Source organism: Psychrobacter sp. ENNN9_III (genome assembly GCF_001462175.1).
In the GTDB taxonomy this organism is placed as follows: Bacteria; Pseudomonadota; Gammaproteobacteria; order Pseudomonadales; family Moraxellaceae; genus Psychrobacter.
The window spans coordinates 65717-77448 of record NZ_LNUO01000022.1 but is presented as its reverse complement, the minus strand read 5'-3'; the positions used below and the strand labels follow the sequence as shown (position 1 = coordinate 77448).

General features: G+C 38.5%; 10 protein-coding genes. All 10 read right to left on the bottom strand.

Annotation, left to right across the window (positions count from 1 at the left end):
- The coding region (locus PENNN9_RS01620) for a fused MFS/spermidine synthase (protein WP_197409061.1) at positions 1–532 on the bottom strand (532 nt) is incomplete at its 3' end.
- 218 nt (positions 533–750) lie between these two features.
- Positions 751–1227 (bottom strand): pilin, encoded by a 477-nt coding sequence (locus PENNN9_RS01615; protein ID WP_058368019.1) that lies wholly within the window; start codon positions 1225–1227, stop codon positions 751–753.
- 265 nt (positions 1228–1492) lie between these two features.
- Positions 1493–2575 carry an acyltransferase family protein gene (locus tag PENNN9_RS01610; protein WP_058368018.1) on the bottom strand — a complete coding sequence of 361 codons (1083 nt, stop codon included), beginning with the start codon at positions 2573–2575 and terminating at the stop codon, positions 1493–1495.
- A 235-nt stretch (positions 2576–2810) separates the two neighbouring features.
- Positions 2811–4013, bottom strand: coding sequence for a serine hydrolase domain-containing protein (locus PENNN9_RS01605; RefSeq protein ID WP_058368017.1), 1203 nt, complete (start codon positions 4011–4013; stop codon positions 2811–2813).
- Positions 4014–4019: 6 nt separating this feature from the next.
- On the bottom strand, positions 4020–5444 hold the full coding sequence (locus PENNN9_RS01600) for a sulfatase-like hydrolase/transferase (protein ID WP_143505712.1): 1425 nt from the start codon (positions 5442–5444) through the stop codon (positions 4020–4022).
- A 115-nt stretch (positions 5445–5559) separates the two neighbouring features.
- The gene (locus tag PENNN9_RS01595; RefSeq protein ID WP_058368015.1) at positions 5560–6021 is read right to left on the bottom strand and encodes a pilin; all 462 of its coding nucleotides are present in this window, start codon (positions 6019–6021) and stop codon (positions 5560–5562) included.
- Positions 6022–6553: 532 nt separating this feature from the next.
- The gene (locus PENNN9_RS01590) at positions 6554–7036 is read right to left on the bottom strand and encodes a type IV pilin protein (RefSeq protein WP_058368023.1); all 483 of its coding nucleotides are present in this window, start codon (positions 7034–7036) and stop codon (positions 6554–6556) included.
- A 38-nt stretch (positions 7037–7074) separates the two neighbouring features.
- Positions 7075–7581 carry a type IV pilin protein gene (locus PENNN9_RS01585; RefSeq protein WP_058368014.1) on the bottom strand — a complete coding sequence of 169 codons (507 nt, stop codon included), beginning with the start codon at positions 7579–7581 and terminating at the stop codon, positions 7075–7077.
- A gap of 1 nt (position 7582) precedes the next feature.
- Positions 7583–9976 (bottom strand): hypothetical protein, encoded by a 2394-nt coding sequence (locus PENNN9_RS01580; protein ID WP_058368013.1) that lies wholly within the window; start codon positions 9974–9976, stop codon positions 7583–7585.
- A complete protein-coding gene (locus PENNN9_RS01575; RefSeq protein WP_058368012.1) occupies positions 9948–11687 on the bottom strand; it encodes a hypothetical protein in 1740 nt (579 codons plus the stop codon). The genes PENNN9_RS01580 and PENNN9_RS01575 overlap by 29 nt, the downstream gene beginning before the upstream one ends.
- Between the last annotated feature and the right edge of the window lie 45 nt (positions 11688–11732).

Below are 11732 nucleotides of genomic sequence, written 5' to 3'. Positions count from 1 at the left end.
TCATAAGCCCTATATAAGGCAACAAAAAAATCGGCGTCACGGTTGAGCCAAGTACGCTACCTACTGTGGTAATCGCTACCATTGTGCCAGCATTTTTGCCCGCGTCAACACCGTCGTGATTTTTGTATTTCAATGATAAAAACTGCGTAATAAGAGGAATGGCAGTCGAGCCAAACGCTAGCCCTACCCCAAACAGCAATCCGACACCGATTGCGGCGATGATAGGGCTATCTGTACTAGATGTCATGGCTGCCAGTAGGGGCAACTGAATGATACAGGCGATCGCATGAGAGATGGCGGACAATGACAACACGTATCCGGCCTGCAATAGTGCTTGTCTTGGGGTTCGCGCCGCTTGCGATAAGCGCCCGCCATACCAGTAGCCGACGGCGATGGCAATAAGTACCATTGCCAGTATAACGCCAGTGATAGAGATGGACGAGCCGATATAAGTGGCGGATATACGAATGGCATAAATCTCGATACCAAGACCAGCAAAGCCTTCAAGTAGCGCAATGACCAAACATATCATTAAGACTTTTTTTTTGCATAAACTGACTCATTAATGTGGTGAGCATATATGCGAGGATTTTACACTATTCTTGATGGGGTGGGATGAATGAAAAAAGCCGAACATAACGTTTGGCTTTTTGAGATATTGAGTAGGATTTTTTTGTAGGCTGAGTTTTTAACCCAGCATCGTGAACTTACAGAATAAAAAAGCTGGGTTAAAAACCCAGCCTACGCCAACTACAAGCTGGCGTCGTGAGCACAAGAATTAGGTAAATAATTATGAGCAATATTACTGCTACAGCGCCATGAGCCATTACTGGTACGTAACCATTGCACCTTTTTACCTGCGTTAGTCGGTGTTACTTGATTTGATACTGTCCCTACAATACTCGTTGTCAATGTCAAAGGGTTACTTAGCTGTGCCACACCCATATTGTTAGGTAGTACTACGCCCACTTGCGAGCCACCAACGATGAGATTAGACGCTGATGCTCGTGGATCACACTCATTTTTACCTATGCCAATAGCTGTCAGACCTGTTTGTAAACACTCCTCTACAGATAGACGCAACTGCCCCATCTCATTCACTACTCTTGTCGCTTGCGCCTTGCCTACATAAATCTGATATTGAGGTATAGCTATTGCTGATAGAACGCCAATAATCACGATAACAATCATCATCTCAACGAGAGTGAAGCCATTTTGCGTATACATTCATAAAACCTAATAATTTAAGAGGAGACAAATAGAAGACTTTATACTGATTTACATAAAGATCATTTTCTCCAAACCATTTTTCTCAAATTCCTTACTATACTTTTATTCAGCTATCATATTATTACGTTTATTCTAACTAAGCTATAAACCTATTTTTACAGGATTTCTACTATACTATCTCTGCATTAAACTAAGTATAGAAAATAACATAAATTTTTCTGTATTGATCTTACTAATGTAAATGAAAAAACCTATTTATTTCTTAATAACCAATTAAATATCTTGTTTTAATACTATATTTAAAAGATTTTTTAATAGATAAAGATATTAAAACAGATATAGATAATATTAAAACCAACATAAACATATATAAAAATAAGTTATTTTCTTCTGGATAAAATACAAAACCGAGGTTATAAAAAATTTCTTTAAATAATATAATCAACCATGGATGAATAAAGAATATTGAAAAACTAGTTTTTGATATAACATCTATAAAATATAAATTAAAACTATATTTCTCAAGGAATATATATACCAATAGTATCAAACTTATTTTTTGTAGATACATAAAGTCCATACCATCAAAATAAAAAAATAGCTTATTATAATTTCCAATATGCCCTGTTGAGTACTGAACTATCGTAAAAGTAAAAACAAGAAATATAAGAATGATAACAGCTTTTTTATTTTCAATTGTTACTTTTACCTTATTTCTATTCATTGCTACTAATATACCTATCAAATAAATAGGTGTATAGTATACAAGTGACTGGAAAGGATTAGTTTCTGCGACAGGACGATGACCAAAAATAGAAACCAATGAAAGCAAAATTACAACCTCTAGTTGCAAACGTTTCCTTAAACTTATAAAGAATATATGTATTGGCGCTGAAGCAAATAAAATCAAGGCGAATGGTATATACCAATATGCCGTTAAGAAACGACCAGTAGCATAATATTTTAATACTATAGTAAAAGTACTATCCTCTACTTTGAAAATAATTCCATCTCTATAACTATAGCTTGATAGGCTGTTAGCGTTAAAATAACCACTACTTAAGAAATAAGTGATACAAATAGCGATTATTGCAAGTATAGAGTATGGAACACCAATATTTAATATCTTATTTTTAATGAAATGTTTATACTCATATTTTTTATAAAAAACATAATAAAACATAAACCCTGAAATAAAAACGAACAAACCAGTCGATCCAGTTATTATACTCTTTATAAAATATGTAACTGGATCAGGGCTTGAAAGTCCAAATCCGTAAATATGGCTCGCAACTATTGCTATTATTGCTATTGCTCTATAATTACTAATAGATTTTAAGTACATACATGTCTCTTAAAACATCAAAAAAACTTATGCATCAGCTAATATTACAAACGAATTAATTAAATGCTAAATTACTTGACGGTGTTCTAAAAAATACGGTGAATATTAAATTTAAGTAAAAATCACACTTAGATTTTTGTTTCTATAAATTTTTCAATATATTTAATATTTTTAAAGTATTTATCAATAATTTTTTTATATACTACCGATTCTTTAAATGATAGATTGTAAATTTCTACATACTATCTAACTTATAATAAGAATTAAGTCTCGCATAAACCAGTTCTTTTAGCTTTTGCATAGCTTCAAAACTTGGCGCACTTGCTCCTCTATATACGGCTAATATACCACCTTTATCGTCAACAAATATATCGTTGTTCACTCCAGGAAAATACCCAGATTTGTTATATATAGTAAAACTGTGTCCGGTTTTTTGGTAAGGCTCTAGGGCATAACCATAGCAGCCGCCAATTTTATCTATTGCGCAGGGAGACTTGGCTCGTGATAAGATATTAAGTGGCTCCTTTAATAACATATCTTGAGTTACGCTTACCATAGCATTTGCTGAACCTGCAAGCCCGCCTATCGCATATAGCGAGTCTTTAAAATCAAAGTGAGTGTAATAATCTGAACTAAAAAAATTTTCATAACGATAGTCGTACACGATTTCATCAGGTAGCATGCCATCTTTAACGAATTGTATGTCTTTATCATCTAGGCCATAACTTTCTCTAGCCACCTCATGAAAGCTACGCTTTGTAACTTGCTCAACTACTGCTCCTAATAAACAATAACCAACATTAGAATATTGAAACTGTGTCTTTGGCTCAAAATCAAGCTCTAAACCAGCAAGATCTTCTAAATCAGTAGGGCACCATGGCTTTATATCCATCTTTAACATAGCAGTCTTAGACTTATATCTATCAAAACCTGCGCTATGTTCTAGTAGCATCGCTATAGTAATATCTTGTATTCGCTCATCTTTCGGCTTGGGGATCTCAATAACATCCAACAGCTTTTGATCTAGTTGCACCTTGTTTTGGTTTATCAAGTCTAATACTATCGCGGAAGTGACTATTTTAGATACACTAGCATATCGAAATCTGCTATTTATTGTGATTAGGTTATCACCACGAAAACCGTCTTCCCAGCCGCTTTCACAATGAAAGCGCTCACCCTCTTTGTTTTGATAAACTATCTGATTGCTCATTGATTTTTGTTCAGTTACCAAATTATTCATAAGCTCATACATAAACTCTGGCGCACCGTCAGAGCAGTGGATGGTACTTTTAATAAAAGGTACTTGTAAATGATAGCTAAGACGGCTTAACAATAAGTGCTGTGCTGTATATAAATAAGTACCACCTAATATAAAGAGTAAACTAAGCAAAATAACAAGGCTATATATAATGGTGGTTTTTTTATTGGTTGTTACCATGGCGTTTTATTCAATAGTAAAGGAGACATAAGGAATACGTCCTGGATTGAATGCAGAATCCTCACTACTCACAATAGGTGGTTCATGATCACTAACTACAATGACTTTAGTACCTTTGTAAGCATCGTTCTTTAGCATATCATTTAAGGTATGGAAAAACTGCTTTTGTAATTTAAGATTATTACAAGAATAAGGTCTATCTTCTAGATCAAAGTTATTACAATCGAATAAATCAGTGTATATATCTCTTTTATCATAAATAGAGTGTGTATTCAGAGTAAGCCAATATAAAAACAAACTATTACTATTCTGAAATTGAGTAGTAATCACTGATGCAATGTCTTTATCACAATTACCTGGAAAAGAAAAGCAGCGTGAGTCTGGCAAATTGAGACCTTGGTCTCTAAAAAGTATTGTTTCAAAACCTGCACGTGGATACCAGTACCTCCTATCATACATAAGACTTAATGCCCCGTGTACCGCTACGGTACGATAGCCCAACTCTTTATAACGGTTGGGCAGACAGTCTTCAAAGCCCTCGCTTTGATTTTTTAGATTAAAATGTATAGGTGCCTTATGACAAAGCTCTCGTAGCTCTCCACCTAAGGTAAAACCTTCAAATTCAATATCTGAAGTCTGTAAGTTATTTATGTTTGGGTTATTAACTAACTCAGATAAAACCTCTCTATGAATCAACTCATCTTTTGGTAGCCCCCAAGACTCATTGACAATGAGTAATACTTTTTTATGGCTACCTATATCTTGCCATAATGGTTCTGATACACTGCTAATCCTTACATCTTGTAGTGCATCACCATCGCCATCGTACCCTTGTATGAAGCTCTTGTTAAAATAGCCGATATAGTTTTCTAATTGTGAGCTAACGATTCTGCCTTTGGGTATCCAAAAACCATTTTTGACTTGACCGTTTGTTGTATTTTGAAAAATTTGTGCATCAGGTAAATGATACTTGATAGCTTGTATGACGATAAATATATTGAATATCATTAAGAGATATATGTTCAACTTGGGGCGATATAATTTAAGTGTAACAAATAGCTGTAGTATTACTAGAATTATCAGTAAAGTACCATATATCTGATAGCTTGATGATGATATCCACGAAAATTTCAATAGATATACTAAGTTATTGAGGCGAATAGCAGGAAATACTTGTCCAAACAACACCAAAAAATCAATAACAGCTAATGATAAAAAAGCACCTATATATAGCCACCGAAAGCCTAGTGATAATAGTAGGACAGGAATAAAATAATCGAGATTAAAAAAAGCACGATCTGTTCCTGATAATATATTGGCACTATACATCACGATATTAAGCATTATAACCATGAGAAAAGCTTTCATAGCCAAATAGCTGTCTGAGTTTACAAAGAGGTAAGTCGGTATGTTTTGAGCTTTAATATTCATATAATCAAACACAGTAAATTTTAACAATAAAAAAGAGAGGTTTAAAACCTCTCTTTCTCAAATTAGCACTTAAATTAAGTACGTTATTATAATATCTTACTGATGATTCAGTAAATTAAGAACCTGAACCTGAACAGCCTGCTGGCTTGTATTTAGGATCTACAGAGGTAGAACAAGTCCATGAGCCCTCCGGTGAACGAGTCCAAGTCAAGTTTTTGCCATCAATAGCTTGAGAAGCATTAGCGCCAAATTCTGCTTCAAGAGTAGTAGATTCAGTAGCAGCAGTTGCAAACGTTACCAATAGGCCAGTTGTACCTTGTAAAGCTTTACCAGCTCCACCTTCTAATAGATTACTATCAGTCCAACCGAAACCACAGTCTGCTTGTGAAATACCATCATTTAAGCAGGTTTCAGTAGCTGTACGCATTGAGGCTACCTCGCTCATCACGCGTGATACTTGCGACTTAGCAATATAGTTCTGGTACTGAGGAATAGCAATCGCCGCCAAGATACCGATAATAGCGATAACGATCATTAACTCGATTAGGGTAAAACCTTTTTGTGTAGTAGCGTTCATAAGAACTCCTTTAGATAATAAGTTGACAGCGTCGCCATATATTGGTTGGGCGTAGATACCTGCCGTCAGTGATATAAAATGCACGCTACCATATAGCGCATGCTGTCTTAATATGACTCTTAACAGGAATGTTGCAGGTACTGTGCCAACTTTTTAAAGGAGGGGGGTTGAGATTTAATTATTTTGCTCACACTCGGTGTGTCACTATCTGAGCTTAAGACAAGCGGTTTTATTTAACGATTAAACGGTAAAAATATAGTCAAATATTATTAAATAATAAAAATTATTCAAGACTGCTAACTACTAATAAACGAGTAGTAAGTTAAATTGAAATAGGATTAATAGCTAAATAATGATGAAGTAACGGTAACAATTTTTGTCACCGTTTTTATCTCTATAATAATGTTACCAAATTGTTGCAGCAAATTGTCACTCTCCAAAAAAGGTACTTTGGTCTAAATTGGAGAGATGACATTTTGTGTCAGGATGGGTCAGACAGTGATAGCGAGAATGATGAGAAGATAGTACAGCTTTAGTCCCATTCTTTACCAGTGCCACAGGTTGCCACGTTATTGTTATCAATACGGCACTTCTTACCTTCATGATTAAGCGTAAGCCTGCCGTCATTTACCATACGCTGCTCAGTCACAGGAACAGCGGTAATTGTCCAATTATTGCCACCTACAGTAGTCGTACTATTTGGATCTGTAATAACTGTAACGGTATATAGTGCCGTGCCAGCGATAGGGAAGTTTGCACTACCATCAGCCGCGACAGTGCCTGACAACACCGAGGACAGCGGTATTCTGTCATAACGTTTATAGTTTATTTTATTGGACTCAATGCGGGTGGCTATTTGCTGCATCTCGCTCATCATATCCGCTCGATTGGTTCTCTCGACATAGCCTTGATAGCTAGGAAAAGCAATGGCCGCTAGTATCCCGATGATAGCGACGACAATCATCAGCTCTATTAATGTAAAGCCTCTTTGGGGCAAGTGTTGGTTCGATAGCATATGTGTAGTGCTCGCTGGTGGGTTGCTCGATGAAGATATCACCATGTTGTCTCCCCTGCTCCGCAATCGGTATCTGTAATATCAAATGCGATGTTATTCGTGCAGCGTACGCCTTGACTACTTAGCATAAAGTTATCTGCGCCTGTCATATTGATAGGTGTCGCCATCATGACCCAGCCCATAGCACGCTCACCACCTTCGTGTAACGGGCTAAACGCTGCTGGACTGCCTGCGATGTGTCCAAGACGAATCGTATAATGAGGATTGTTGGCAGGCCAGCTGATCGCGCCTGTTGTGCTTGCGATCGTATCTGTCTTTGGTTCGAAGCCTTTGTAAGTTAGCGCTTTGGCGCGCCATTGCTCAAGCTCAGTTGCGAGCGATAGCATTTTACGCTGCGTATCTGCCTCAGCATTACGTACGACATAGGCGCGGTAACTGGGTACAGCGATGGCCGCTAGTATACCGATAATAGAGACCACGATCATAAGCTCTATTAACGTAAAGCCTATCTGCCGAGCAAAACCACTGTTGGCTCTTATTAGCATTTTAATGTTCCATCCAGCTCAATGGATTGATGCGTTTGTCGGTATTGATACCACTATTGACCCCGCAAGTAGGTCCGACACACTCATCAAACACAGGAGGGTTGTCGTTACCACAGTTACCATCTGGACAGATGAGCTCAGGCTCACACTCATCACCTTCACAGCGATTGACTAAGCTACTAAAGACAGACGTATCATTATACTGACTGATAATATTATCTACGATACCTGAGCCGGCGTTGAAGTATGCGCGTGAGGTCGATACATCGGTACCATAAGCATCGAGGCAATTACCATAAGGCAGACACGTACGTTCACGCTGCGTCTCACCTCTAACGCCCGCACTACAAGCCTGAATCTCTTGGCCTTCATCAGGGTTGTAAGACGACGATAACAACACGCCTCCGATAGCATCAGGCTCATTGAACATCTTAATCTTATATTTGTCATTGACACCCGCTTCCTCCCCTAACCAATGGGTAAACGGCATATACCAACCTTGTACCACGCCATTTTCCATGTTTTTCTTGATACCTGCCGTGCCGATATCTGAGCTAGAAAACGTAAGCTTTTGTAGTTTGTCGTTTCTATTGGACGTCCCTGCAACTTTAACAATAGGTGTGCGTAAGCTTATCGTCGGCGCTGTCTCTTTTCCATAATAAAACAGATCACTACGTGTGAGATCTTTATCTATAAAGTTATAAAGCGCATCGGGCTTACTTCTTATCGCCTCTACTGGACTACTGCGATCTCCTGTACCTACCGTTATCATGGCTTGAACACCGCTATAGTTACCACCGCTGTTATCAGCCTCTGTATAATCATATTTGCCATTGTAAAAAGTAATTAGCGGACGCTCATAGATACGCGGTGGTGCATCGCCCTCTGCCACTTGGTCGCTGACATCCAATACCTTTACCACTCGGTCTACCTTAAAGTTATCGGTATCTTCATCATTGTTGATATCGACACGCCAAACTTGCCCGCCCAAGTCAGCATAGTAAATATGATCGATGAGACCATCATAGTTACGATCTAACGCTCGGATTTGGGTGACGACGCTGTGTTTTAAATCAGCAGAACGAGAATACTGCAATGAAGAAGTGCGAGAGGTACTATCGCTTGAAGCGCCTTGATTGCTCGCCCACCATAATAGTTTGCCATTATTTTTAGAGGCATCTACCATCTCTTCGTTGTTTGATTTGGTCTTGACCTCCCCCATCTGTACCATGTACACAGCGTTGCCTTGAGCAGACGTTTGATTACTGCATTGGATATCTGTTAGGTTTGCAGTATTTAATTTGAATGTTGGATCTTCATAACAGGCATCATACCCACCAGGTAAAAAGCTGACCATGACCTTTTTGCCACCGCTTTTTACATAACCAAGTGTAGGCTTACCCCATGTCTGTCCCATACGTGCATAAGCTCTTAACTCTGCAGATGTGCCAACTCCGGTAGCTGGGCTAGTAACATTATCTCTAGTACCACCTAGCGCAGTTATATCACCCTTTAGACGGTTGGCATAATTAGATCCAATTCCATAAATAATCTTAGGTTTACTGACATCTGAGACATCCAAAGCATAATACATTGATCCACCCATACGTAGACCGCCCAAAGCGAAGCTCTGATCAGACTCATAAGTATTGGTGGTGGTCGCAGACTCTCCTGTACCCGTAGTCGTAGACTTTGTGGTGTAGGAGACATAAGTTAGCCAAGGGGCGTCGACACCATAAGGATAGCTGCCATCTTTGGCGGTGCCAGTACCTGTCAGGGCGTCTGGTTGTAGGTCGAGGATTTGTTTTGGTACAAAGGTAAACACCTCTTTGCCCGTCTTGTCATCGAGCATATGTAGTGCCCCATCCATAGAGCCATAGATGAGGTAATCTTTTCGAGTATCGTTATCAAACTCACCTGAAGCTTTAACTTCTACCTTTTGAGTAATGAGCTGCGGTATAGAATGCAGAACGCCACCTACGTTCTTCAACCATTTGTCCTGAGAAGACTCTAGCGCGGTACCATCTACAACTGTCGTATTGGTAGGTTCGCTATAACCCATAAAATGAAGCAACGTTAGCTTTTGAGCATTGCTATAACCGACTAACGGATTAAAGTTTAAAGGCTTTTTATCTTGACTGACTTTCAAGTTTATCAAACTATTGCCATTATCGACGAATAAGTTCCTATCCCCTATCAATGGCGCTACTGCGTTTTCGAATATTTTTTGATAAGCGCCGCCCACTTGCGGGGTGCCTCTATCTGGTTTTAGTGTATCAGGACGGTTGGTATCATTGATTGTATTCCATAAGTCTTGCGTGTTTTTTGCAAATAAGCCTGTACTATCAGAAAAGACAAATTCATCATTACTGCCCATCAGAAAAGACAAATTCATCATTACTGCCCACTAACGTACCATTTTTGACTTTGTATTTTTTTAGATTGCCATTCCATAATAGCGGCGACTTAGGAACAGGCTCGAGGATAGGTAGATAAGCATACTGACGCGATTTTAGTCCGCCTAGACTATCAAGCGGTACAGACATTGTCCCTGCCGATATTGGATCAATCTCAGCCTTACTCACATCTTCAATGAACTTGCGCACACTATTAGCGATATCTACAGACTCTTCTGTGTAGTAAAAGCCACCTTCACCGTAGCCTTCACCTTTTTCGCCAAGCTTACATAAGTTTTTTGCATCCTGACTGATACCGTTGGCATCACATTGATAAACCTGTACAGTTTCAACAGCGCCACTCGGACGGGTCACCGTCTTGGTAACCTTACCCTGCTCTGTCAGTTGCTTAAAGACGTTGCCAAAACCAACGGTTGCGGTAGCAATAGGGACACCCTTACCATTCTCTTTATTGTACAAAGCTTTAGAATACTCACCAATACATTCCCACTTAGACTTTGTCCCGTATCTAGTATTTGAGCTTGTTAAGGCAGAGTTGCAAGAGTCGCCCATGGTTAATGAGCTATCAGACAGACTATTTTCCATAAGCTCAAGAGTATAATTGGAAGAAGTATTAGGCTCACCATCTGTCAAAAAATAGATACCATAGCCATCACACTGGTTAGCTTCGCCTTTGATAGGAGAATCATATCTTAAAAAATCTGGTTTTACTTTGGCGTTATTGGTCGATAAATCAAACCCACTTGCTGAGTTCTCTTCATTGCTTTGTTTAGACGATCTAAAGTAGTAAGTTCTGTTGCCTACTTTATAGGTGGCATCAAAGCCACCTAATTCATCAAAGTCTAATTTATCTTCGTCTTTGTTGTCGTCCTCTTCCTCATACTCACCTGACTTACAAGGGTAGTATTTATAGTCTCCATTGGTAACCAAGTTTGAGCTATTCTCTTCACACTTATAGAGTACATAATGATATTTGTTTTTATTTTTTATCTCACGTTGTGAATAACCAACCTCGGTATACACGGTTTCAGACTGCTTAGCTTGGGTATTAGTCCCTAGCATATAAGCCCCTGCTTCAGCATAGGCATCGGCAGTAGGTGTGTTGGTACTGGCGCTTAAAGATTTAACAGTTGCGAGTAGTTCTTTGCGATTACTTAAAGTTAAGTCTAAGACTGGATTATCAATCTTACCGCCATTAACTCCAGAATTGGTATAAAAACTCCCTAGTCCAATTTTATATTTACTAAGATCAACATTTTTACCAAATGCTGCCTCACTTCTTGGATTGGCAAACATAGGAATAAGTGCCATTTTGAGACGTGACATACGGTCAAAATAGTATTTACCATCATAGCCTCTATAGAAGTCCACTCTATAGGTAATAGAATCAACGATACTTTTTCCATCGTCGCTATATATATTCTCTCTTAGCTGCGCATTATCGCTATACCAAAAATTAACATCTGGATAATCTGCTCCAATACTCCCCCTACCCATACTTCCTGAGTTATCTAGCATCATGGCAATAGAGGCATTACCATAGGTCGCCCCTTGATATATTTCCAAATCAGACGTGTGGCCTACGCTCGTTGCCATACAACCTAAGATGACAGTTGATAATAGCTTTAGCGACCAGTCTTTCACACTAGGATTGGATTGACTATCTGTGTTGCTATTTAAGATTTTCATAATAACTACTCATGTAATTTTGATTTTGGTAGAAAACCACAACTC

Coding starts and splice junctions, on each gene's coding strand:
- PENNN9_RS01595 (WP_058368015.1), bottom strand. CDS start 6,021: ATGAACGCTACTACACAAAAAGGTTTTACCCTAATCGAGTTAATGATC.
- PENNN9_RS01610 (WP_058368018.1), bottom strand. CDS start 2,575: ATGTACTTAAAATCTATTAGTAATTATAGAGCAATAGCAATAATAGCA.
- PENNN9_RS01600 (WP_143505712.1), bottom strand. CDS start 5,444: ATGAATATTAAAGCTCAAAACATACCGACTTACCTCTTTGTAAACTCA.
- PENNN9_RS01575 (WP_058368012.1), bottom strand. CDS start 11,687: ATGAAAATCTTAAATAGCAACACAGATAGTCAATCCAATCCTAGTGTG.
- PENNN9_RS01585 (WP_058368014.1), bottom strand. CDS start 7,581: ATGCTAATAAGAGCCAACAGTGGTTTTGCTCGGCAGATAGGCTTTACG.
- PENNN9_RS01590 (WP_058368023.1), bottom strand. CDS start 7,036: ATGCTATCGAACCAACACTTGCCCCAAAGAGGCTTTACATTAATAGAG.
- PENNN9_RS01615 (WP_058368019.1), bottom strand. CDS start 1,227: ATGTATACGCAAAATGGCTTCACTCTCGTTGAGATGATGATTGTTATC.
- PENNN9_RS01605 (WP_058368017.1), bottom strand. CDS start 4,013: ATGGTAACAACCAATAAAAAAACCACCATTATATATAGCCTTGTTATT.
- PENNN9_RS01580 (WP_058368013.1), bottom strand. CDS start 9,976: ATGAATTTGTCTTTTCTGATGGGCAGTAATGATGAATTTGTCTTTTCT.